Annotated in this window: 23 protein-coding genes and 1 other RNA gene; 15 read left to right on the top strand and 9 right to left on the bottom strand. The window is 58.2% G+C overall.

Annotation, left to right across the window (positions count from 1 at the left end; translation table 11 throughout):
- Positions 1-80: 80 nt before the first annotated feature.
- The 9 genes from GMO_RS13265 to GMO_RS13235 all read left to right on the top strand — a co-directional run bounded on the left by GMO_RS13265 (position 81) and on the right by GMO_RS13235 (position 8,377).
- Positions 81-275: a DUF1656 domain-containing protein gene (locus GMO_RS13265; RefSeq protein WP_008852959.1), complete on the top strand. Its 195-nt coding sequence runs from the start codon at positions 81-83 to the stop codon at positions 273-275.
- 12 nt (positions 276-287) lie between these two features.
- Positions 288-1,199, top strand: a complete 912-nt coding sequence (locus tag GMO_RS13260; RefSeq protein WP_008850967.1) for a biotin/lipoyl-binding protein — start codon at positions 288-290, stop codon at positions 1,197-1,199.
- Position 1,200: 1 nt separating this feature from the next.
- Complete coding sequence (locus GMO_RS13255) at positions 1,201-2,718, top strand: efflux transporter outer membrane subunit (protein WP_008852958.1); 1,518 nt, start codon at positions 1,201-1,203, stop codon at positions 2,716-2,718.
- A 74-nt stretch (positions 2,719-2,792) separates the two neighbouring features.
- Entirely contained in the window at positions 2,793-3,770 is a 978-nt protein-coding gene (locus GMO_RS13250; RefSeq protein ID WP_139064482.1) for an alpha/beta hydrolase, read from the top strand.
- 47 nt (positions 3,771-3,817) lie between these two features.
- Positions 3,818-3,982 (top strand): hypothetical protein, encoded by a 165-nt coding sequence (locus GMO_RS14495; protein ID WP_008852956.1) that lies wholly within the window; start codon positions 3,818-3,820, stop codon positions 3,980-3,982.
- The gene (locus GMO_RS13245) at positions 3,979-4,902 is read left to right on the top strand and encodes a DnaJ C-terminal domain-containing protein (protein WP_008852955.1); all 924 of its coding nucleotides are present in this window, start codon (positions 3,979-3,981) and stop codon (positions 4,900-4,902) included. The genes GMO_RS14495 and GMO_RS13245 overlap by 4 nt, the downstream gene beginning before the upstream one ends.
- A 4-nt stretch (positions 4,903-4,906) precedes the next feature.
- Positions 4,907-5,065, top strand: a complete 159-nt coding sequence (locus tag GMO_RS14490; RefSeq protein WP_008852954.1) for a hypothetical protein — start codon at positions 4,907-4,909, stop codon at positions 5,063-5,065.
- Between the two features lie 36 nt (positions 5,066-5,101).
- Positions 5,102-6,598 (top strand): peptide MFS transporter, encoded by a 1,497-nt coding sequence (locus GMO_RS13240; RefSeq protein WP_008852953.1) that lies wholly within the window; start codon positions 5,102-5,104, stop codon positions 6,596-6,598.
- 201 nt (positions 6,599-6,799) lie between these two features.
- Complete coding sequence (locus GMO_RS13235) at positions 6,800-8,377, top strand: carbohydrate porin (RefSeq protein WP_040509797.1); 1,578 nt, start codon at positions 6,800-6,802, stop codon at positions 8,375-8,377.
- Positions 8,378-8,451: 74 nt separating this feature from the next.
- Here GMO_RS13235 and GMO_RS13230 read toward each other — a convergent pair whose 3' ends face one another.
- Both GMO_RS13230 and GMO_RS13225 read right to left on the bottom strand, forming a co-directional pair.
- Positions 8,452-10,728 (bottom strand): TonB-dependent receptor, encoded by a 2,277-nt coding sequence (locus GMO_RS13230; RefSeq protein WP_008852951.1) that lies wholly within the window; start codon positions 10,726-10,728, stop codon positions 8,452-8,454.
- Positions 10,729-10,883: 155 nt separating this feature from the next.
- Positions 10,884-12,491, bottom strand: coding sequence for a carbohydrate porin (locus GMO_RS13225; RefSeq protein WP_040509804.1), 1,608 nt, complete (start codon positions 12,489-12,491; stop codon positions 10,884-10,886).
- A 326-nt stretch (positions 12,492-12,817) separates the two neighbouring features.
- On the opposite strand from GMO_RS13225, the gene GMO_RS13220 reads away from it, so the two are divergent.
- Entirely contained in the window at positions 12,818-13,450 is a 633-nt protein-coding gene (locus GMO_RS13220; protein ID WP_040509794.1) for an FtsQ-type POTRA domain-containing protein, read from the top strand.
- 18 nt (positions 13,451-13,468) lie between these two features.
- Here GMO_RS13220 and GMO_RS13215 read toward each other — a convergent pair whose 3' ends face one another.
- The 3 genes from GMO_RS13215 to GMO_RS13205 are packed head-to-tail and all read right to left on the bottom strand — an operon-like array spanning position 13,469 to position 16,074.
- Positions 13,469-14,062 carry a DUF1643 domain-containing protein gene (locus GMO_RS13215; RefSeq protein ID WP_008852947.1) on the bottom strand — a complete coding sequence of 198 codons (594 nt, stop codon included), beginning with the start codon at positions 14,060-14,062 and terminating at the stop codon, positions 13,469-13,471.
- Positions 14,063-14,115: 53 nt separating this feature from the next.
- Positions 14,116-14,670, bottom strand: coding sequence for a peroxiredoxin (locus tag GMO_RS13210; protein ID WP_008852946.1), 555 nt, complete (start codon positions 14,668-14,670; stop codon positions 14,116-14,118).
- Between the two features lie 30 nt (positions 14,671-14,700).
- The gene (locus tag GMO_RS13205) at positions 14,701-16,074 is read right to left on the bottom strand and encodes a lytic transglycosylase domain-containing protein (RefSeq protein WP_050801489.1); all 1,374 of its coding nucleotides are present in this window, start codon (positions 16,072-16,074) and stop codon (positions 14,701-14,703) included.
- Positions 16,075-16,287: 213 nt separating this feature from the next.
- Here GMO_RS13205 and GMO_RS13200 point away from each other — a divergent pair, with 213 nt between their 5' ends.
- The 3 genes from GMO_RS13200 to GMO_RS13190 all read left to right on the top strand — a co-directional run bounded on the left by GMO_RS13200 (position 16,288) and on the right by GMO_RS13190 (position 18,243).
- Positions 16,288-17,133 carry an ABC transporter permease gene (locus GMO_RS13200; RefSeq protein WP_008852942.1) on the top strand — a complete coding sequence of 282 codons (846 nt, stop codon included), beginning with the start codon at positions 16,288-16,290 and terminating at the stop codon, positions 17,131-17,133.
- Positions 17,134-17,137: 4 nt separating this feature from the next.
- Entirely contained in the window at positions 17,138-17,935 is a 798-nt protein-coding gene (locus GMO_RS13195; protein WP_008852941.1) for an ABC transporter ATP-binding protein, read from the top strand.
- 89 nt (positions 17,936-18,024) lie between these two features.
- Positions 18,025-18,243 (top strand): hypothetical protein, encoded by a 219-nt coding sequence (locus tag GMO_RS13190; protein ID WP_040509791.1) that lies wholly within the window; start codon positions 18,025-18,027, stop codon positions 18,241-18,243.
- 37 nt (positions 18,244-18,280) lie between these two features.
- Here GMO_RS13190 and GMO_RS13185 read toward each other — a convergent pair whose 3' ends face one another.
- The 3 genes from GMO_RS13185 to ssrA all read right to left on the bottom strand — a co-directional run bounded on the left by GMO_RS13185 (position 18,281) and on the right by ssrA (position 19,783).
- Positions 18,281-18,673 (bottom strand): VOC family protein, encoded by a 393-nt coding sequence (locus GMO_RS13185; protein WP_008852938.1) that lies wholly within the window; start codon positions 18,671-18,673, stop codon positions 18,281-18,283.
- A gap of 111 nt (positions 18,674-18,784) precedes the next feature.
- Positions 18,785-19,360, bottom strand: coding sequence for an SspB family protein (locus GMO_RS13180; RefSeq protein WP_008852937.1), 576 nt, complete (start codon positions 19,358-19,360; stop codon positions 18,785-18,787).
- Positions 19,361-19,458: 98 nt separating this feature from the next.
- Positions 19,459-19,783, bottom strand: a transfer-messenger RNA (tmRNA) gene (gene ssrA, locus GMO_RS14055).
- A 50-nt stretch (positions 19,784-19,833) separates the two neighbouring features.
- On the opposite strand from ssrA, the gene thyX reads away from it, so the two are divergent.
- Together thyX and GMO_RS14485 are read left to right on the top strand one after the other, a co-directional pair.
- Positions 19,834-20,745 (top strand): FAD-dependent thymidylate synthase, encoded by a 912-nt coding sequence (gene thyX, locus GMO_RS13175; RefSeq protein WP_040509788.1) that lies wholly within the window; start codon positions 19,834-19,836, stop codon positions 20,743-20,745.
- 695 nt (positions 20,746-21,440) lie between these two features.
- Entirely contained in the window at positions 21,441-21,617 is a 177-nt protein-coding gene (locus GMO_RS14485) for a hypothetical protein (protein ID WP_175282628.1), read from the top strand.
- A 718-nt stretch (positions 21,618-22,335) separates the two neighbouring features.
- Here the strand turns inward: GMO_RS14485 and GMO_RS14290 are convergent.
- Positions 22,336-23,448, bottom strand: coding sequence for a sulfotransferase family 2 domain-containing protein (locus GMO_RS14290; protein ID WP_008852933.1), 1,113 nt, complete (start codon positions 23,446-23,448; stop codon positions 22,336-22,338).
- Positions 23,449-23,814: the final 366 nt, after the last annotated feature.

The raw sequence follows: 23,814 nt of genomic DNA, 5'->3' as shown, positions 1-23,814 counted from the left end.
GGGAGTCGCTGTGGTCTAGCGAGGAGCCCCGTGGGAAGAGATCTGACCGGCGAGTTTGTTGATCTGCAGGTATCTGAGTGATGCTTGCGGAGGTTGATCTTTTTGGGGTTTTTGTTGCTCCCCTTTCGATTTATGCGGTTGCGGCGGTTGTTGTGACGCTGGTCCTGCGGAGTGTCCTGTGGCGAACGGGTGCTCTGGGCTGGTTCTGGCATGTCGCCCTGTTTGAAATAGCGCTGTATGTCTGTGTTCTCTGTCTGCTCATCCTTTACGTGTAGGAGGGGTCGGCGATGAACTGGACCCGTAGTGTCATCCGTGTTCTGCTGACCCTGATCGTTCTGGCGCTGGCCATCGGGCTGGGGCGGACGATGTGGGACATCTATGTCCTTGCCCCCTGGACCCGTGACGGACGCGTGCGCGTCTATGTTGTGGATGCGGCGCCTGAAGTCTCGGGCACGGTGGTGTCGGTTCCGGTGGTGGACAACCAGTTCGTTCACAAGGGAGATCCGCTCTTCGTGCTCGATCCCGTCCGCTTCCGCCTGGACATCGACGCCGCCCGGGCCCGCCTGGCCGGGGCAGAGGAAGACCTGAAACTCCGCATGTCCGATGCTAAGCGCCGCATGGGGCTGGGCGGCATCGTCTCCGCGGAAGAACAGGAAGACTTCAACTCCAACGCCGAGACGCAGCGCGCCAAGGTGAACGCCGCCAAGGCGGACCTCAACACGGCGCTGCTCAATCTCCAGCGCTCGACGGTCTATTCCCCGGTGGATGGATACATCACCAACCTGAACCTGCGGGTGGGTGACTACGCCCATGCCGGTCAGTCGGGTCTGGCGGTCATCGACGCGCACAGCTTCTGGATCAACGGCTATTTCGAGGAAACCAAGATGCATGGCGTGCGCGTGGGCGACATGGCGCGCGTCAAGCTGATGGGTTACAAGACGATCCTGCAGGCCCACGTGGTCAGCATCGGCCGCGGCATCAACGACCAGAACGGCGTGTCCGACCGCCTCGGCCTGCCAGATGTCAACCCGATCTTCACCTGGGTGCGTCTGGCACAGCGTATTCCGGTGCGTCTGGAATTTGACAACGTTCCGCCGGAGATCACGCTGGCGGCCGGCATGACGGCCACGGTGACCATCGGCAAGGAAGCGCCCGGAGCCCAGGGCAAGCTGACCACCTGGCTGCAGAACCATCTCTGACATGGCACGCTCCGTCTTCGCCCGCACTGTCGCCCTGGCCCTTGGAACCTGCCTGTCCCTGACGGCCTGTACGGTGGGGCCGAACTTCAAGCCGGATAAGATCAAGATCCCCGACGCCTTCGTCGAGCAGCCGAAAGTGGCGACGGCGGATGAGATCAGACAGACCGAAGCGGACATGAAGGACTGGTGGAGCCAGTTCCATGACCCCATGCTCAACGAACTGGTGGAGCAGGCGATCAAGGGCAATTACGACCTGCAGATTGCCTCGCAGCACATCATTTCCGAACGTGCGGTGCGCCGTCAGGCGCAGTCGGCCTGGTACCCGCAGCTCGATGCGGCGGCCGGGGGCGGGGATGACCGCTATTCCGTGAATGTGGACAACTGGCCACTGCGTCCGGGAAACCCGGCCAACCGTCCGGAAGCTTCCGTGTTGACCTATGGCGCGCGGGCGAGCTGGGAAATCGATCTGTTCGGGCATATCGCGCGGCAGGTGGAAGAGCGCAAGCGGATCGTCGAACAGTCGATCGAGAACCGCCGTGCCGTGCTGCTGGCACTGCTGTCGGAACTGGCCTCCGATTACGTGACGCTGCGCGGTGTGCAGGAGCGTCTGACGGTGACCGAGCGGGCCATCGACGTGGCGCAGAAATCGCGCGAACTGACGGAACGGCTGTACACGCACGGTCTGGGCAACACGCTGGCCGTGGCCCAGGCGCAGACCGAAGAGCATCTCGAACGCTCCCGGCTGGCGCCCCTGCATGAGCAGGAAGAGCGTCTGATGCATGCGATTTCCGTGCTGCTGGGCGAGATGCCGGGCCAGCTGGAAGAGGATCTGGAGAAGCGCCGTCCGCTGCCGGATCTGCCGCGTTTCCCGGCCAGCCTGCCCTCGACGGTGCTGATCAACCGCCCCGACATCCGCGGAGCGGAGGCGGAATACGCCGCCGACACGGCGCGAGTGGGGATTGCGGTGGCGAACCTGTATCCGAAGTTCTCCATTCCGCTGAACTTCAATCCGAACGCCTCGGCGGCCTATCAGGCGTTCCAGCTTGGCGGCATGAGCTGGAGCTTCATGATGATGGCGACGCTGCCGGTCATTCATGGCGGACGTTATACGGCGGCGATTGCGCAGGCACGGGCGGAAGCGGAAGCCAGCCGTCTGACCTATCGCAAGACGGTGCTCAAGGCCTTCGCGGAGGTCGAGGACGCGATGGGCGACTGGCGGCATAATGCCGAACTGGTCGAGCAGCTGAACGCGGCGGCGGTGGATGCCGGTCTGGCCCGTGACCGGGCGCAGAAACTCTTCACGGCGGGTCTGACCGGGTACCTGAACGTGCTGACCACGCAGCAGACCGCCCTGTCGGCGCAGGATCAGGCGGTGGTCGGGCGCCTGGCCCGCGTGCGCAATGCCATCGAACTCTATGTCTCCCTCGGCGCCGGATGGCAGGGCCGGCAGCTCGAAGACACCAGACTGCCCGTCGAAGTCAAAAAACAGAACGCACTCGCACGGGCCTTTACAAGATAAAACAACTCACAGTTCAGGGACGGGTGATTCTTATTTCGTGACCTGAGAAAGCCCCGTTTTCCGAAAGACAGACCATGTCGCGCGACTGGCTTTTGATGTTCTGTCTGCTTGCAGGAGCTGCCTTCGGAGCGGAGGCTGGTGCTCCCATTGCCATCGGGCAGGAACAGGCCCTGACAGCACCCGGTCCGCAGGGTCCTCTGGGCGGCCTTTTCCTGTCAGCCGGGAAAAATGCTCCGGTTGTTCTTCTGGTGCCGGGCTCGGGACCGACGGATCGGGACGGCAACTCCGCGCTGGGTTTCCACCCCGCGACCCTGAGATTGATCGCTGAAGGCCTTGCCGTGCACGGCATTTCGTCCCTCCGGATAGACAAGCGTGGTCTTTTCAGCAGTGCGCGCGCCATTCCGGATGCCAACGCCGTGACGATCAGCGATTACGTGTCGGATGTACAAACGTGGATGACGGTTATTCATGACAGGACAGGCGTGACGTGCATCTGGCTGGCGGGGCACAGTGAAGGCGGTCTGATCGCGCTCGCAGCAGCGCGTATGGCACACCCGCTCTGCGGACTGATCCTGCTGTCCACGCCCGGTCGGCGCATAGACACGATCCTTCATGATCAGATTGCCGCCAACCCCGCAAATGTACTGCTGATGTCCCGGATCGAGGGTATCCTTGCGGCCATTCGTCAGGGACGGCCTGTCGATGACAGGACGCTGCCGTCGGCGCTGAAATCGCTTTTCCGCTCGCAGGTTCAGAATTTCCTGATTGATGAAGACCGTTATGATCCTGCAGTCCTTCTTGCCGCCTATCGCGGGCCGGTGCTTATCCTTCAGGGTGGACTGGATCGGCAGGTCAGCCCGACAGACGATTTCTTCCGTCTTCGAAATGCTGCTCCTGGCGGGTCAGCCATTCTGCTTCCCGCCGCGACGCATGTCCTCAAGGACGCTACCGACAAAAGCCGGGAAGCGGGATGGAAGACATACCTCCAGTCCGGACTACCTCTGGATCCCGGGGTTGTGACAAATATTGCAGAGTTTGTCCTCGCCCATTGACCCGGTTCATGGCGCGCCACACATCTGGGTATAATGGAGTATGATCAATGACTGACAATGGCGATGGACATCCGGCCGCCGATTACCTCAATCCCAGACTCAAGGCGCTGGTAGAGGACGGAACACGGGCCGGGTTTTCACGTGATGAGGTGATTGCTGTGCTGATTGACCTGCTTGACGATGGCATGGCGGATGATGCGGAGGTGAGATGAGCGATCCCTATTCGGTACTGGGAGTTTCAAAAACGGCGTCGGACAAGGAAATCCGCAGCGCCTACCGGAAACTCGCCAAGCAGTATCACCCGGATCACAATCCGGACGACACAAAGGCTGAAGAACGTTTCAAGGCGGTCAGCCAAGCCTACAACATTGTAGGCGACAAGGAGAAACGGGCCCGTTTCGACCGTGGTGAGATCGATGCCGAAGGGCAGGAGCGGGGACCGTTTGGCGGCTTTGGCGGCGGTCCCGGGGGGCCGGGTGGCCCAGGCGGTCCAGGTGGAGCGCATGGCTTCCAGGGCAATTTCAGTCAGGAAGACCTCGGATCCTTTTTCTCCGACATGTTCGGTGGAGGATTCAGCGGTGACTTCCGGCCTGGAGGGTCTGCGGGACGTCGGGCCTCCAAGGGATCGGACCGGCGTTACGCCGTGACGATCTCCTTCCAGCAGGCAGTTCTTGGAACGTCGCTGGATCTGGCCTTGGGTGAAAGTGGCCATACCGAAGTCCGTGTCCCACCGGGCGTCGAGGACGGGCAGACACTCCGTGTCCGTGGCAAGGGCGCTCCCGGCCGTCCGGGCATGGACGGTCAGCCCGGCGTTCCGGGGGATGCCCTGCTGACGATCACGGTCACGCCGGACCCCCGCTATGTACGGGAGGGGCGTAACCTGCGCATCACCCAGAACGTGGATCTGAAGACGGCTGTGCTCGGCGGTAAAGTCGCAGTTCCCACGCCGAAAGGAGAAGTGGCCGTGAAAGTTCCGCCACATTCTGACAGCGGGAAGGTCCTGCGTCTTTCCGGGCGAGGGGTCGGGGCGGATAAAAAGCATCCGGCCGGCGATCTTCTGGTGACGTTGCAGGTTCATATCGGTAAGGTTTCTCCCGAACTGGAAGCCTTCTTCAGCAAGCAGGAGAGCTGAGACAATGGGAGTGGTGCGTCGCGTTCGGACACAGCTGCCGGACTGGCCCTGGCGGGAACTGATCGGTGGAATCGTGGCGGTTATCTTCGTCCTGATTCTCAGCCTGATCAGCGCGCACGCTCTGATTCTTGCGGGTACGTGGCCTCTATGGCATCCTTATTAAGGTGTCTGGTCCCGTTCTGCATCTGACGGGAACCCGATGACCACGACACCTTCTTCCGCTTCTTCACCCGCCCAAACACGTCGCCGCGCTTTCACAGTCGTTCTCGCGATCGAACTGTGGGAGCGATTCGGCTATTATGGAATGCAGGCCGTCCTGACGATCTTCATGGTCGAGCAGCTCCGCATGACGGATGTGGCGGCGAATCTGCTGCTGGGGGCCTTTGGCGCTCTGACGTACATCACCCCGGTTCTGGGTGGCATCGTCGGGGACCGTATTCTTGGCGCCCGACGAACAATGGTCATGGGCGCGGTGTTTCTTGCATTCGGATACGTGCTTCTTGCCACAGCACTCGGATCACCGACGCTGCTCCTGACTGCCATGGCGCTCATTTCCACGGGAAATGGCCTTTTCAAGCCGAACGCCGGGAATCTGGTCCGCCGGATCTATGCGGGAGACGACACGGCTCTCGATGCGGCGTTTACCCTCTATTACATGTCCGTCAATGTCGGTTCGACAGTGTCCATGCTGCTCACGCCCTGGCTTCAGGTCCATTACGGGGCGCCAGTGGCTTTCGCGACCTGCGCAGCCGGGCTGATCATCGGGCTGGGCTATTATCTATGGCGCTCCCGCTGGTTGAATGGCACTTCGACTGCCCGGGAGAATGACCCCGTTCCCCTGCGGCGCTTCGGATATGTCGGAGCGGCTTTGGCACTCATGACAGCATTCAGTGCCTGGGTCATGGGCAGTGACGTGCTGGCCAGGCTTTGCATCGTGAGCGCGTTCCTCGCGCTTGGGATCGCATGGGGTGTCCTTTACCGGCGTTCACCCGCGCAGGAACGGCCGGGATTACGATTGACCTATCTGCTCTCCCTGCAGGGAACGATCTATATGGTCTTCTACCAGCAGATGGTCACATCCCTTACGCTTTTCGCCCTCCGTGGCGTTTCCGGTGATTTTAAACTCGGGAATGTCGCCATCCTGCATCTTTCCGCTGGCCAATTCCAGGCTTTGAATTCCGTCTGGATCATGGCGTTCAGCCCCGTGCTGGCGTTTCTTTACACCCGGATGGCACGGCAGGGGCGGGATCTTTCCCTCGCCCGCAAGATGCTGCTTGGTTACGGTCTGGTGGCGCTTGCCTTCGGCGTCTGGTGGACGGCTGCCGCCCATGCCCATCCTCTGGTCTCTCCCTGGGTCATGGTTCTCGGTTATGCGCTTTTGTCTCTGGCGGAACTGCTGACGGGTGGTCTGGGACTGGCCATCGTGGCCCGTTACGCTCCGGCCCGTCTTGGCGGTTTCATGATGGGCGGGCTGTATCTGCTCTGGGGCGGGGCAATGTATGTCGGCAGTGTCATTGCCAATCAGGCAGCATTACCTACCGGAACGTCTGGCGGCGCGGCGCTTTACGCACCTCTTTTCCGGTCGCTCTGTCTGGCGGCTGTCGGAACGGTCGTGGTTCTTGCGGTTCTTGAGCCTTTGACTCGCCGCTGGGATAATGAACACACAACTGTGATGAAGAAATTCTCCTGTTCCTGAAAACCATGTGAAGTTTTTGTAATTCGTTGGAAAACCCCCAAAAACGAAAACATTGGTTTTTCAGCTTGCACGCTTCAGAAACCCACTGAAAGAAAATAGCTTTCCTGCCGTCCTCTATTCCGGACCATCGTTGCCCTGTATGAGTGCCGAAATTCGTTTTTGGACCGCCAGAGCCTGGCCAGAGAGGAGACGGTTGGAAAGATGCAGAAATTCGGCGCTGAATTGTCGAAAGTTCTTTGCGTGGCCAGTGTCCTGACAGGGCTACTGCCTGTCGTAGTGTCAGGAGCCCAGGCACAGACGACAGAGGCAGGGGCAGTCAGCGGAAACCAGAAACATGCGGCTCAGACAAGCTCCGAGACGATGGGCACGCCCATGATCCGGAACAAGTCCATTCAGCCAGTGCCCATGCTCGTCGCTCCTGAAAACCATGACCAGAGCGACCGCGAAATTGGCAAGACGTCTGATACAACCGAAAATAGCTTCTTCCCCGCCAGTTTTCACGACTGGCTGACCCAGAGCACCATGACTGGTGACTGGGGCGGTTTCAGGACTCGCCTTGCCAACAAGGGCATCAATATCGGCGGACATTATCTGGAGGACAGTGCGGGCAATCCACTGGGTGGCAAGTCCAAGGATGTGCGTTACGCGGATGAGTTCGGCATCAACGTTGATGTCAATCTCAAGAGGCTTACTGGCGTTCAGGCCGGTCTGTTCCATCTTCTCATCACAGCCCGTCAGGGCCTCGGTATCGGTGCGACACTCCCTGCGCTGGACAGTCCGCAGCAGATTTTCGGCTCCGGTGAGACGGTGCGTCTGACCCGTCTGTCATGGGAAATGCCCTGGAACAAATATGTCCGGACCGAGGTTGGTGAAATCAACACCGAGAATGATTTCGAACAGTCTTCCGTGTACTGGGGCATGAGCCAGTATTGCCAGTTCGAATCAAACGCCATCTGCGGTATGCCGCAGTCCATTGCCATGAACTCCGGCTATGGCTGGTATCCTACTGCCCATCCGGGCGCCTGGGTAAAATTCTATCCGGGCGGGAATGACCACTATCTGGTCCAGTTCGGTGTCTATTCCGTCGATAACACCATTTCCAACACCCATAACGGCTGGAAGCTGAACCTTCATGATACGACGGGAACCTACATCCCGTTCCAGCTCGGCTGGCATCAGGGTGGCAAGGACGATTACAGCGGACCGCTCCAGACCAACATCAAGATCGGCGGATATTGGGATACGTCCGAGGTCAGCAATGTCTATTCCAAACTCAGCATGTTCGGTGTTCCCGCCAAGTATCTGAGTCCGGGCTTTTTCACGGGGCTGGATACGGGGAAGGTCCGCGGCCGGTTCGGCGGCTGGGTCCAGTTCGATCACATGCTGGAACGTGACAAGGCCGATCCGAACCGTGGGACTTCCCTGTTCGCGTCCTTTACCTGGGGTGATCCGCGCACAGCCGTGGCGCCGTATTTCATCACCTGGGGTATAACCCGCAAGGGCACTTTCCGGGACCGTCCGAACGACACCATCAGCATCGGCATGAAGATGCTCTGGGTGAATCCCAAACTGACCAACTGGGCGCGGCAGGTCCAGGCCATGGGCGCCAATGACCTGTACAAGCCGTCCGGGGAACATGCCCTTGAAGTCAATTACGGCTGGCGTCCGACCCCCTGGCTCGTGATCCGTCCCGGTGCCCAGTATATCTGGAGCACAGGCGGTACGAACCGCTACAAGAACCCGCTTCTGCTCGATTTCGAAACGGGTATCACATTCTGATTTCCTGAGACCAGACATAAAAAACGCGCCATTCCGAACGGAAGGCGCGTTTTTTATTGGGAAGAGAAAAAGGATCAGAGATCGGTGGTGAAGGAGAAGCGGAAAGTCCGCGGCAGCCCTTCCAGAAGATAGCCATTGAAGGCCGAGGACCAGTAGCGCGTATTGGCGATGTTATCGACATTGAAGCGCAGGGTGATGGGTTTGTGGTAGGTCGTGAAAGTATAACGTGCGCCTAGGTCAAACCGGGTCCAGACGGGAAGATGAAGGCTGTTGGATTCATTGACCATCTGTTTGCCCGTATTGACCACACGTCCGACAACGGTGCCGCCTTTCAGGAAGGGCAGGTCATATTCGAGATTTCCGTTAATCGTGTAATTGGGTACGCCAATTGCGGTCTTGCCGTCATACTGTCCGCCAGCCGTGCTGCGCAGGGCCGCCTGTATGACCGTACCGCCACCATTGAAGCGCAGGCCCGGGATGATCTCCCCATTGACGTTCAGTTCGATACCGCGGTTCCGCTGAAGCCCGTCCTCGCGATAGACATATTTACCCGTATTTCCGATAGCGACGCTGTAAGCATTGGGCTGCGCAATCTGGTAGAACGCCAGCGAAGCGCTGAAGCGGCCGATGTCGTATTTCGCTCCGATTTCATACTGCGTGGATTTATAGGGCGGGAAGATCTGCCCGGTATTGACGACATTTCCGCTGGCGCTCGGACCTTCGGAGAGCCCCTCGATACGGTTGAAATAGATGGATGTCTGCTTCGTGGGATGAACCACCAGTCCAACGACAGGCGTGATGGCATCCTTGTTGTAAAAGGAGTTCAGTGCGCCTCGGGTGGTGGAGTCATAATCATAGACTTTGAACAGCATGTTCTGGTACCGGAACCCGGCGGTCAGCGCGACGCGGTCATGAAAGAAGGACATCGTATCGGAGAAGAACAGGCTGTAAAGCTGTGTCTTGTCGATGGTCTGCGGGTTGTTCAGATCGCCACCAGAATAGGTTTCCGCCGGATGGGCAACCTGTTTTGTATTATAAAGATTGGTGTCGAAAGACGTCAGCGCCATGGAGTAGGCCGTGGCACTGTCCTCCCAGACGGCTGAACCACCGGCATTGATTTCATGATGCACCGGTCCCGTCCAGAAATGGGCACGGACACCAGCCCGGGTGCTTTCATTCGTCTGGTTATAGGGAACATACATGGCGCTGGCCGTGGCGGCGCCAGTCGCGGCATTCGTGACAGTCGGGCTGGAATAATCTCCCTTTTCCTGCCCGGACAGCCCGCCAAAAGCTCCATAAAGCGTAACGTTCTTCGTCAGATCATGTTCGACATTGATCATGCCGAAGAGATAGTTCAGGTCGTTATAAGCCCATTTCTGACCGAAATTATGCGATGGCGCCGCAGCGCGCGGTACTGATGTCACATCGCTTCCCAGGAAGATCGCCGGACGGCCACCATTTACACCCTGGTTCTGGAAGTTGATATCAACGGAAACGCGTGTCCGGTTCGCGCGGTCATGCCAGTCGAAATCCGCACCAACAGCAGCGGAATGGCGATATTCATCATTGATGGAATATTCGCCGGACTGTCCCGCCACGTTCAGACGCACACCGAACTGCTTGTCCTCCCCGAAGCGCCGCCCTACGTCGATGCTCCCGCCCCCCATGGCGCTGCTGGTATAATCGCCCGTCAGGCGCGTGATGGGATCATTGGTGGCATGCTTGAACAGCAGATTGATGTTCCCGCCGATGCCGGAACTGCCCGGGGCTGCGCCATTCAGAAAGGCGCTCGCCCCGTTCAGGACCTGAACCTGATCGTATAGCTGCGGCGAGACGAGCTGCCGGGGTGTAATGCCGTAAAGCCCGTTGATGGACACATCATCCCCATCCAGCACGAAACCGCGGATGATGAACATTTCCGAAAAATTGCCGTACCCATAGGTCGTGCGAACGGAAGGATCGTTCTGCAGGACTTCACCCAGCGTCTGGGACTGCTGGTTGAGGATCAGACTGGACGTATAGCTCCGGATATTGAACGGAACATCCAGTCCTTTCTTCGTTCCCAGCGCTCCGAGCTGACCGCCACTGATAACCTCCATCTGGTTGCGCCGTTTTGCCTTAACAACGATTTCCTCATCCCGGGCCTCGTTCTGCGCAGAACGATTCGCAGGAACGGCGGGCTTAGAGGCTTTTTTCGGCGCCAGAGCCTTGGCACCGGCAGGGGGGGCTTTCGCGGTCAGATCATCAGCGGCAAGGACATGCAGGGGAAATGCCGCGCCAGCCAGTAGAAGGCATGACAAACGCAGGAGCGACAGCCCTGAAAAAGGACGGGACGGAGGAAGAAGGCGCACGATGACCTCTCGGGTAGATAACTCCGTGCTTCATTAAGGTAATGAGAGTTATTCGCAACACATTGCAGGTAACTTAATGTTGCAGCATAAAAAAACGGAACCTCCGGGGAAGGTTCCGTTCTGACCGTCAGGACAGGATATCTGAGATCGCGGGTTCAGAGAACGACGGTAAACTGAACACCCAGAACCGCAGCGTCATGAAAGGTTGTCGTCGCACTGGGCCGCTGGATGTACTGGAAATCCGGCTGAAGCGCCATCGCCCGGGCGATATGGGCGCTATAGAACAGTTCCCAGACATTCTCGTGGCTTTGCGGGCCATAGACATTTCCCCACTGGTTGTCCTGGAAGGGGAGTCCCAGCGCCATTGAGGATTCCTGTTGCAGGGCGGCCGTGTGGCTCATGTCAAAATGCTGGTACATCGCACCAATCGTATCCAGCGGGCGCCCCCATGCTGACCCCGTATCAACCATGCCAACCCATTCATGGTCACGCATGGCGACGGTCTTGCCGTCACTGTACATGGCACCAGCCAGGGCAATGAGTCCATTTGTATTGCCGGGACCGTTGCGAACAAGCATCTGGTCAACAAGCAGCCACGCACTGTTCCGGCCGGCTTCATAACGGCGGGGCAGACCGGTCGCCTGCCAGGAATTGCCGTGAATGTCCTCATACAGATTAGGGTAGCGGGAATTGTCGTAGGAATAACCGATCACGTAATGTCCGGCGAGTTGATCCTTGCCAAAATGTGGCATCCAGCCGAACTCAACCGGCGTGGAGAACTTGCCCAGACCCGACTGTGCCCAGGCCCACCCGGAAATGCCGCCATTATAGGCATGAGGACTGACAGCGAAGAGACCCGCCATCAGGTAAGTATCCGTCGTCGGCATGACACGGACAATGGCGCCCAGATTGCCCGAGGGCCAGTCACGGTTGCCTTCCGTATATTTGTTTGGCGCAGGATTGCCGCACATGGCCACGTTCATGAAGTCACAGAACAGGGGGGAGGCCGCGAAAAAGCTGCCGACCGGGATCCACCCTGCACTGACATCAATGCGGTTGTGCAGGAATGCCATTTCACCGTACATCGCCACCATATGTGCGACGACGTTACCACGCGCACCGTAGATCTCCTGGACACCAGCAATCGAATCCCCGAAATTCCGGGAAACGCTCTGACCATGCCCGTTCACGATCAGGGTATGGGTCCAGAAGTTCTTGACCCCGGCCAGCTTGTCCCAGTCAATATCCACTTCGACACCAACCTGCCCCGAATCCGAATAGGCTTTTTCCTTGCCGCCCGTGAAGTTCCCGGCAAATTCCTCGTTAATCGCGGCCAGCAGATGGATGCCGTGTTTCAGGAGCCATGGCTGGGCGCCTCCCCAGTCCCCAAAGAAATGCTGGGACCCCATCGGTGCGGAGAAATACGGCCCGGGATCTCCCTTACTCCTGGAAGGCTCGGTCGGCGATGACTGGGATTGCGTCTGGTCGAAGCCAGCCACGAGATTGCGCATCACTGGGCTGCTGCTCATGCTGTCGATATGGACGTCGGGCTGGGCAGAGGCATTCTTGATGGTTGCAGATTTTTCGCTGACTGCATTCTGGGACGTCGCCTGATTTGTCGGCTGGGAGCTTGTGGTCTGGGCGTGCGCGATGTCTGTTCCCGCTGTCAGTGCCGTAACGGAAAGGAGCCCCAGGAGTATGGAACGCAGGCGTTCGGAACGGGCCGTAGTGAATGTCCGAGCGAATTGGGCGAGTCCAGCCATGAAGCGGAAAAAACCTTTCTGTTTCTGATGTCCATGCAAAAGCAAGCGCAGGAATATCCCTCCGTGGAATTGTAAAGGGAGGGGAAGTTTGCCTGATGGTGAAGCACCATTGTGTGGCAGGGCGAACAAGCCGCTGTCAACGTACAGCTTGCACCACGGAATGGAAATCTAATGAAACATAAAGAGCTGCAACGATGCTCTTCATGTTTAGAAAACCACTGATTTCCTACAATGATACCAGACTACAGGGGGGATTTGTCAAACCCCTGCACTTCTGTAGCGTGATGGAATTATCTTTTTTCATTTTCCCGTCAGGAAACATTGCCATGTCTTCCCGCTTTATGCTGATCCATGCACTGTCTGGTGTATCGCTTGGAACCGCCCTCCTGATGGCGCCCGTTCCTGCCGCGCAGGCCTCCGCTTCACAGACCGCATCCCAGAACAGCCCCCTGCGTCTGACAGCGGTTGCCCTCAAGGGTAATCACCGTGTTTCTACGGAAGATATCCTCAAGGCGTTTGGCTATCAGCCCGGGCAGACCGTCACGCGCGCCGACCTCAACGCTGCCCAGCAGCGGATTGGTGCGCTCTATTCGTCCCGCAACGTAGGAACAAGTCTGGGGGAACAGCTTCGCATCACCGGGAATGCCGTTGAGGTTCATCTCATTTTCGAGGAACAGGCCGCTCCAGCCCAGCAGCCTGCCGCCGGGCTTGTTCTGGATCAGGTCACGTTTGCCGGAAACCAGAAGGTTTCAACGGCGGAGCTTCAGGCCGCGACCAGCCTCCATGCTGGTTCACCAGTGTCGAACGATACGCTGCTCGCGGATGAAAAGGCCATACAGGCCCTCTACAAATCAAAAAATCTCGGGGCGTCCATTCAGCCGGAAGCAACCTACCCGCAGCACAACAATCACGTTGTCCTGACCTGGCAGATCCGGGAAGTGGCCAGCAAATCGGAATAAGGCCAGACGGCAAAGCCCTCAGCCCAGCATCTCTGGATCAAGCGGCTGAGGTGTCAGGGCAGATGGTAAGTAAAGCGGATGCACCGGCCGCCCGTTCTTGCTGATACGCAATGCCGTCACCTCGACACCGTGACGCGCCAGCATCCGGGCTACCTCCGTACCCCGATTGCGCAGGCTTTTCGCCTGTGGCACACCATAGGCCAGTACGACCAGCGAAGCATGTTTCGCCATATCCAGCAGATGGGCATCATTATCCGGGCCAACAGGATCGGGAACTTCCAGCAGCCGTTTCTGGTCCGTGCAGCGATAGGCGAAGCTGTTGCCGACATACATCCCGCCATATCCCCATGCCCGCGCATAGCGCTGGCATTTGGCAACGGTTCTGTCATCTCCGAATTCCGTGGCAACGGAAGGGTTCATCATCAGCCACATGATGAGGGGACGGCTTTTATCCCAGACACGCAGGAGCGTGTAACGATAACAGTCATCCGGTCCGCCATAGACGGCCGTACTGGTCACATCTTCAGACAGTTTCAGTGGGCGCGAATCGCCAACATGATGCTGCCCGGTCGGCTTGGATGATGGTTTTGCGAGAAGGCGGGAAAGCGGCATGGTTCTGCTCTGGCAGGATCAGGGACAGGCTGATTGATCGGGCGCAGGCCCGGTCAGTGCGGTGCCTGCAAGTTTCTGACTGCGGCAAGCGCCCGCGTGACATGCTCATCCGGCGACATGGACGCATAGGCCAGAACGATCCGCCCGGATTGTGAAATGACGTAGGACGTGCGGCTGGCCATGCGCAGGAGTGGCAGTTTGGCGGCATAGGCCCGCGTGATCTTTCCGTCCCGGTCAGCCGCGACCGGAAAGGCGCTCCGGCATTCACTGACGGAAAAACGGTCCAGCTTCTGGATGGAATCCATTGATACGCCGATAACGGTTGCGCCAAGCGCCTTGAACTGCGGAATGGCTTCGGCAAATTCATGTGCTTCCAGCGTGCATCCATGCGTGAAAGCCGCCGGATAGAAATACAGCACGACAGGGCCCGTCTTCAGCGCCTGTGCGAGATGATAGGTGAATTCATGGCCGCCCAGACTGGCGGGAGCCGAGAAGTCCGGCGCCTGTGAGCCTGTTTCAAGGGCCGCCCGGGCCGGAGAGACGGAGAGAAGGCCGCCGGTCAGGGCTGCGGCACAGAAAGCTGTCGTTGTCAGAAATCGGCGGAGCAAAGTGGTTGGTGTTCCCTGCGTCGAAACAGATCAGTACGCGCCGGGAGGTACCACGACGCAGGGAGAACCGTGCGCCAGACGACGGCAGGCTGCAACTGCATTTTCATGGGTCAAGCCTGTCAGCCGTGCACGGTAGAGCCGTCCGCGTCCACTTTTGACGCTCTCCACCTGTGATCGGGCCGAGGCGACCACTACCCCACCGCGGCTATGTGCCTGCGCGGTGGCGGATCCTGCCTGCCGCGCATTCCCGAAAGCTCCGACCTGGATTGCCCATGTCCGGGGCGCTCCCGTGCTGGTATGAGCAGCCGGAACCGTTGCCTGATGCAGGCCTGTCTGCGCAGGAGAAGCCAGCCGGTATTGTGGTCGTCCCGAAGCGGGCATGATCGCCATGATCGGCTGTGGCTGAAGATGATGACCCATCGGAATTTCCTCCGGGGTCACGCGATTGTCAGCCAGTTCCTCGCTGGAAGAGGTCTCTTCACTGGAAACAGCGCGGTCCGCAGGCGCTGCCGGCGTCGTGGCGAAACCACGGGCGGCCCATGCCGCACTCACGCTTCCCGAACCGGCGGATGCTGTGGAGGCCATCTGAACAGGCGCGGCCTGCTGGACAGGCTGGGACGGTACGGCGCTGGCACTGCTATCCATCGTCCCGGCTTCCTTGTGGGTCCATGCAGCACTGACCGCCTGACTTTCCGAGGTATTGGCGGGAGTTGCCTGCGCCAGTTGGACACGGGCATTGGAATCATGCTGTGCAACCAGCAGATCCGCAGCGGAGCGGCTGCGCGGAGTGATCCCGGCAATCTGCGGTCCGATCGCCGCGACGTAACGGCGTGTCTCGCGGGGAAGGGCGCGTCCCCGGCGAAGATAGCTGTCCAGGCTTCCGGGGCCATCATTATAGGCGGCCAGAAAGCCCGGCGAGCCGTAGATGTCGTACATCTGGCGGATATAGGCCGTTCCCGCGAAGATGTTGTCACGGGGGTCGTACGGGTCATCGCCCAGGCCGTATTGCTGGCGCATGTCGTCATAGGTTGGCGGCATAAGCTGCATCAGGCCCATAGCGCCGGGAACCGAAGTGATGAAATTGCCGTTATGGTCAAAGAGGTGCCCGCCGGACTCCTGGTGGATGACGGCACGGATCCAGGCATCAGGGACGTCAAAGCGGTCAGATGCTTCGCGAATGTAGGGGCCCCAGGGATCATCCGGTGTTCCGGGAGGCGCATAATAGGATTTGGCATGAGCCCGGTAGTTCGCGGCTTCCTGCGTGACCGGCATTTGCGACGTGCTACGCATATCGGGGCTGCCGGCGCAGGCCGCCAGAAGTCCGATCAGACCCAGTGCTGCACCGGTCCGGAGCGTTGTCAGATGGTGCGCGGCTGGCCGGAACGGGAAAACGGGTCTGGGCATCGGGTCTGGGCTACCTGTGTACTGTGGAAGCTTTCGCGTTGCCCGAAGAATACACAGGGATTACGGCGAAACTAGGAAAAATACCGGTTTCTGACTCATTTTCCCCATTATTGCGTTGCACAAACTGCGTCTTCTGAAAATACAGGCGGACAGGACTGTCCCCGGTCCGCCTTCTGCTTGCCGGAAGAGGGGCGATCGGCTAGGCGAAACCACATGAGTGCATCTTTTCTGGCCACCAACCGTACGGGCTCCACCCGGGCGCGACAGGCCGGTCCGGCCGCCCGGGCCTGGACCGACCTGCGGGAAACCTGCCGGCTCTGGCGTCTCGGCGTACGGCTGGGCTGGCTGGACATCCGTCTGCGTTATCGCGGTTCCGCGCTCGGCCCGATGTGGCTGACCATTACGTCCGCCCTGATGGTGGCCTCCATGGGTGTTCTCTACAGCCGCCTGTTCCACATGGAGCTTCGCACCTACCTGCCGTTCCTGTCCCTGTCCTTGACGCTCTGGCAGGTCGGGCTGGCCAGCCTGATCCAGGAATCCTGCACCTGCTTTCTGGACGCGGAGGAAACTGTCCGTTCCGTTCGGCTGCCGCTGCTGCTTCAGGCCGTACGGGTGGTAGTGCGCAACGGTATCGTGTTCGCTCATAACATCGTGGTGCCTCTGGCCGTTTTCATGATCTACCATGTCTGGCCCGGTCTCTCGGCTCTGCTCGCTCTTCCGGCGCTTCTCCTGTGGGGTATCGACGGGTTCGCTGCCTGCATGCTGCTCGGCTCGCTCTGCACCCGCTTCCGGGATGTCCCCCCCATTGTCGCGGCCGCGCTCCAGATCGTATTTTACGTCACGCCCGTCATCTGGATGCCCCAGCAGCTGGGGAACAAGGCACATTTCCTGGCGTGGAACCCCTTCTTTCCGCTGCTCGAAATCGTTCGCGGCCCTCTGCTCGGACAGGTGCCGTCCGCAGGTATCTGGGCACTGGCCTTCGGGACGAGCCTCGTGTTCTGTCTGCTGGCCGTCTGGACGTTCACGCGGACACGCGCGCGGCTCGTTTTCTGGATCTGACATCATGACGGCACATATTCAGGTCCGTGACCTGTCGCTTTCTTTCCCTGTGCTGCATGGGAGCGCCCGGTCACTGAAAAAGACTCTCCTGTCCCGGGCAAAAGCCACCATGACACGGGACACCGGCGGGGTCGGGGGAAAGATGCATATCGGCGGCGATGTCGTCGTCGTGCAGGCGCTCTGCAACCTGAGCTTCGATCTCGAGGGAGGAGAGCGCGTCGGGCTGGTCGGGCATAACGGTGCGGGGAAAACCACGCTCCTGCGCGTTCTGGCAGGGATCTATGAAACCGGCGACAGCAGTCTCGACATCAAGGGAGACACGCACGCCCTGATCGACCCCAAGGCAGGCATGAACGGTGAACTGACGGGACGTGAGAACGTCCAGCTTTTCGCCTGCCGCCTGGGACTGGACCGTGAAAAAACGGAAGCGCTCGAACGCGATGTGGAGACTTTCGCCGAACTGGACGCCTTTTTCGATCTTCCGGTCCGGCTCTATTCCTCTGGCATGTCCATCCGCCTCGGTTTCGCGCTGGCCACGGTTCCGCGTCCCCGCATCCTGCTGATGGATGAATGGTTCATGGCCGGAGACCAGCGCTTCCAGGAGAAAGCCCGCCAGCGCTTGGAGGGCATGGTGGATGCGGCCGAAATCCTCGTCATCACCTCTCACTCCCTGCCGATCCTGCGGGAGTGGTGCACGCGCATCCTCTGGCTGGAAGGTGGGGAACTGCGGATGGATGGTCCGACTGATGTCGTGTTGGATGCCTATATCGCCGCACTGGACAAAACGGCCGTTCCAGTCTGATCCCGTTTTCTCCTGCCGGGCAGGCGGGGTTGGTCTGGGGGCAGCCGTGGGATAGGATGATCCATCCTTTCCCTTCATGGAGACAATTCATGTCCTATGCCGCCATTGATGCCGGACGTGTTGCCAAGGCCGCTGAGGCCGCTCTTCAGACCTTGGCCACAGTCAAGGAAACGTCTGAAACACACCAGCGCAAGACCATTATGGTCGAGCGTATCCATGCTCTTGCCAAGGCTGCATCCGAAACGAAGGACTGCAACGCCATTACGCTGACATCCGAAGAATTCTGGCTGATTTCCAAGAACTGGTAAAAAGCCGGGCAGGGCGGTTTCCATCGCCCTGTCAGCATCATCCCTTATAGGATGCAAGCTCGATCAGGTTTCCGTCCGGGTCCCGGCAGTAAACCGACGTGATTGGCCCCAACGCGCCAAGCCGCGCCACCGGCCCCTCAATGACTGCCACGCCACAGGCCTCCAGATGGCGGATGACATCCGCGCTCGGAATGGCTGTAGTAAAGCACAGATCGGACGTTCCGGCAGAGGCTCCCTCGGCCGTCTCCCATCCTTCCGCGTTCTCGGGTCGCAGATTGATTTTCTGCCCCCCGAAGCTCAGGGCAACCCTGTTGTTGCGGCCGTATTCCTCGATGTCCATGCCCAGTACACGCTGATACCAGGAGGCGGAGACGATCCGGTCCCTGACGGTCAGAACGATATGGTCCAGGCGATCGACAGTAAAGCGCATGATGATCCCTTACGAGAGCGGCGTTCACGACGACTATAGGCCGCAAACCTTTTCCAAGACCATGCTCCCTGTGCTGGGTGAAAAGACAGGGCGGCAGGGCGTCCGGGATTCTTAGTTCTGGGGGCGTTTGCGGAAAGCTGCCAGGCTGACCACTTCCGCATCCTTCCGGCTATCTTCCGATGCCGGTTCATCCGGCTGGACTTCGGGGTGATGGGCGGGATCGACATCGTCGGGTTCGACGGCGTCTTCGGGAATTTCGATGTCCTCGTCATCATCCAGTGCGCTGTTTGTGAAGCGCAGGGCCATGCGGATATGCGGGTCGGCGAAGGCCGTGATGCTGGCGACGGGGATCTGCAGGATGCTGCCCACGCCACCGAATGACAGACCGACACTGATGATGCCTTTGTCCCGGTCCAGCGCCAGATCCCAGAACTGATGCTGGAGGACGATGGTCATTTCTTCCGGGTACTGCGCTTTGAGTCGTGCGGGAATGACCACGCCCGGCTTGTTGGTGCGGAAGGTCAGATAGAAATGGTGGGCGCCAGGTAGCCCTTCGGCAGCAACATGCTCGATCGCCCGCAGCATGACTTCGCGATAGGCGTCCTCTACCCAGTCATCATAGGGCAGAAGGCTCTCGGGGAGATCGTGCTCGAAGCCATCTTGGCCGTTGTGGTCGTCGTCGCTCATGGTCGCAAGCCTGAAGTTTCGGTCAACAGGGTCAGGGATGCGACAGAGCGGCCCGGAAGGCAAGTCGTATCGCACAAAACTTTTCGGGGAAACCGAGGTGGGAGGGCTTCTGTTGCCCGGTGCCCTCCCGAACCGCGCTTATCGCTTATGCAGCGACAGCGAGCACCTCAGAGTTATCATTGGCACTTGTAGGTTTAGCCCGATGACGGTGGTACAATGCCGGGCAAAAGGTAAGTCTTTACCATGCGTGTCGAGCCTGTTTCGTCCCCACAGACCCCTTTTGCAAGGGGTTGTTTATGGTGGAGACGCCGGGCACTGCCCCCGGGTCCACAACACTTATTTCACTTACCGTTTATCGCCATAGCCGGGGACGAACCCCTTGCACTGCTAAACATAGGCGTGCGTGCTTTCCGCTTCAAGAGGAAAAGAAGCAGCGTGACGGACTCCGTTCCTGCATGCTAGAGCCCGCGCCCATGGCACTCACATCCGAACAGCGCGCCGAAATCTCGGCGCAGCGCAACGAACCTCAGCTGACCTCCCGTCCAACTGTCCCGGCGATGGAAAAGCTTCTCTTCACGCCCATCGAGGTGCTGGATCACGGGTTTCTGCGTGTCGTGGATTACATGGGAGATGACAGCGCCGTCGTGCAGGCGGCACGCGTGTCCTACGGACGCGGCACTAAAAAAGTGTCTGAGGATGCTGGCCTGATCCGCTACCTGATGCGCCATCGCCACTCCACACCTTTCGAGATGTGTGAAATCAAGTTCCACGTGAAGTTGCCCGTCTTTGTGGCGCGTCAGTGGATCCGTCACCGTATGGCCAGCGTGAATGAGTATTCCGCCCGCTATTCCATCCTCGACCGGGAATTCTATCTGCCCGCTCCGGAGCAGATCGCGGCCCAGAGCAGTTCCAACCGGCAGGGGCGGAGCGAAGCGCTTGATCCGGAAACAGGCGCCCGCGTTCTCGATATCCTGCGTCGTGATGCCAGCCAGTGCTATGATGATTACGAAACCCTGCTTGATCCGGAAGGCATTGGTCTGGCGCGCGAACTGGCCCGCATGAACCTGACGCTTAACACCTATACGCAGTGGTACTGGAAGATCGACCTGCATAATCTCATGCACTTCCTTGCCCTGCGGGCCGATCCGCATGCCCAGTATGAAATCCGTGTCTATGCGGAAAAAATGATCGACGTCCTTAAAGCCTGGGTGCCGGCCACGGCAGCGGCATTCGAGGAATACCGTCTGGGCGCCTTCCTGTTCTCGGCCGGAATGCTGAAAGTCATCCGTCGCCGTTTGGCCGGTGAAACCGTCACGCAGGAAAACTCTGGCCTGACCAAGCGGGAATGGGCTGAGATGAACGCCATTCTGGAGGCACAGTCCTGATCTATCGGTCTGCCCGCCTGTGAACGATCTGGAAAAGCTGCTGCGGGATGCCCGCGCCACACAGATCGATCAACCGATGGACGATCCCGGCGCGGCCGGGCGTATGCCCCGCTTCTGGCCTTGGGTTTTGTCCGCGGTCCTGCTGGTATGCGTTTCGCTGGGCATTCACTTTTTCTGGCCGGTTCCGGAACATGCGGCTTTTGCAGAAAAATGCCGACCGGGCCTGAGCCACTCCTGTCCGTCCGGAGAGACCATGAAGGGCTCTCCGACGGTCAGATAGATCCTGTCTGGACCGGTGGATAGACCAATCCGGGACAGATCTCTGATCTTCAACGATTTCTTCTGTAAAGAGTCTGCTTGGATGTGTCCGGATTCACAGGATCGCATCCTTCATCAACAAAGTTATCCACAGGTCTGATGTACAGATTTGAGCAGGCGCTCTGATCTGATTCCATTAGGTAGAATCGGTATAACTTTTTGATTTTGGTGGGAATTTTCTTTTAGTGGGACTGTTCTCACAGAGCATGCGGAGTCTCCGCCCAGACGTCCTGCCGCCTCAATACTGTCAGGAATCCACAGAGTCCAGAGATTCGTGAAATCTTTATGTGGATGTGCCCGTTCCGAAGCTGGACCACCCTCAGCCTAGAGCTGTCTTCTCGATCCGGTCGCCGCTTTTTCTTCCTTCGGGAGCGTTCTTGGCTTACCGTGCAGATATGAATGATCAGAACGATCCGGAAGATGACGTCGAAGACGAGGTTGCTCTTGATGCAACGGAGGAGACGGAATCCTTTTTCTCCAGCATCATGTTCCCCCTGTGTGTACTGGCGGGACTGTCCATTCTGGGCATCCTCGTCGGTATTGCAATGATGTAAACGACCGCCCGGATTGTTTAATCCGAACGGCCTTTTCATGAACGCCTGAGGCGGGAGAGGGCTTTCGCGTTTTCAGCCAGGATGCCGGATTTCTTACGTCGATTGACGCCTTCAGACTGGTAGAAGACACTCTGTGGTGGTTTGCGTTGTGGACGCAACGGGGCGGAGGAAGCCTCGAAGTTCTTTCCTGCTGCTCGAAGCGCCTTGGACAAATGATCTGGGTTTATGTGTACAACGCCCGACCTGTGCGTTTCCAAAAGAACGGGAATTTTGAAGTATTGGTGGTGTCGGGAGTGGGATTTGAACCTTGTCCTTCGGTTTACAAAACTTCCTCACACCCAAGAAAACCCTAGGGATACTGCGCTGAATTGCGTGTCTGTGGATTTTATATCCGGCATTTTATCCGGCCTGCTGATTCGTTCGGGGTAATCCAGACGCTTTCCGCCTGTACCGACTCGCGCGTCTGTAGAAGGCTTTTTTCTGTCGTCTCGATCACACGCTTACCGGTTGAGCCGAGCGGTGAAGACAGCAGGGTGCGCAGGACATGCCGTATGCTGTTGATGAACAGGCGATTGTCTCTGGCTGAGCATGCCCCACGGTTATGCTCGGGGAAGAAAGAATAGGAACAATGAACGCCTACTCATTATCCGGCACGTTAACTCATGACATGACCGCCACACCGTTCCATCATCGGTAGACAAAACGCTGTCCAGAACTGTCAGCGATCCTCCTTACGAGCAACAAGATCATAAAGCGCCCGTTCCATCGTCAGCATCTCACGAATTTTCGGTATGAATGCCTCAAATTCCTCAATATCTCTGGTCTGAGCAATATGGTCGCTTACATTGCGAGCTGGTTGCTCCTTTTCCAGCAAAGGCAAGTTTAATGCCGTGCGCATAGTGTCAATGAACTGCGGCAATCGGCGCGTGGTGGCAAAGAAATTGCCTTCATCTTCAACGGCTGAACGGGCAAGATCAAAAATCTTCTGCTCTACTTTTGGGCTATAAATTTCGTCGAATGCGAACCCGAGCATAATCGTTTGCTGGCATATTTCCATCGGGGCATCAGGGTGGGAAAGAAAATCTGCAAGAGAGGTCTCGCGCATCAAGCGCATGCTATCGGTAAAGGTCCGCGAATCTTCATTTGCCCGACGAGCATGCAAAAATGCAGACCGAAAACGCGCAAGTGGATCCCGTAAAATCGATGCGAAACGATCATTGGACCTGGCGAAACGGGCAAGAATTGGTAAAGGGACGTGACCGCCCACCAGGTCGAAGTTTGCTGCTATCACTGGATGGCAAACAAGAGCTTCATAGCTTTCACAATAGAGTTTGGACGGCACTGAAGTCGCAACGGCTTCCCAGGCAGTCGTGCCAGCAGTCTTAGGGATATGTGCAAAAAAGACTGTTTCTTTGCAACGGCGTAACTTCCGTGCATTCAGATATTGTTCTACGATTCGGTAATGTAAAGAATATTGCTTCTTTTGTTGAAAGAGCGACCAGCGACCGCGTCGCACAAAGCAAGCAAATACCTCATTGGCAAAAATTGGTTTCCAGGTTGCATAGATTTTTTTTAAAACTGCATGGGAAATACCTGCGATACGCGCTTTGTAGAGAAACAGAACTGTCGCATCAGCTATGTCGATAGCATAACGATACGTGCGTATTTCGACGTCATCGGCGTCAGGCCAGTTGCCTTCCGGGAGCAGGATCTTGTCACCACGGATCAGGTGCGGCGCCACTCCCAGCCAGGCATCACGCCACAGTGGATCTGACCAAGAGGTCTCAGCGTCGCTAAACGCTCTCGGAACATCCGTATTTGCAACGTCCATATTCAAGCTCTACCGACCTAATGAGTGAGATTTTTACAAGCTTAATATTTTCCGTTCATTTATAAATAGCGCCAAGCAAGCGTTACAAATTATTATAATTATAAAACAAAAATAAATGTCTGTAACTGTGTGACATATTCTATCTTGATGTATTTGTAATTGCGCCGCGATCCTTCTCCAAGCTTTGCTCACTGGAAATGGGAAAACATTCCTGACCGAACTGGCCAGGCGAAGGGATCGAAGCGCAATGTGGAAAATGTGGGCTCACCCGCATCCAACCATCGGGAAATCTCTAACAGTTCGTACAGACCCGCCAGGAATCGCGCTGTCTTGGCTTTTCCTGGCGGGGAGAGGGACCGCTCCGAC

The sequence above is a fragment of the Gluconobacter morbifer G707 genome, from assembly GCF_000234355.1.
GTDB classification, from domain to species: Bacteria; Pseudomonadota; Alphaproteobacteria; order Acetobacterales; family Acetobacteraceae; genus Gluconobacter; species Gluconobacter morbifer.
This window is presented reverse-complemented; position numbering and strand designations above follow the sequence as displayed.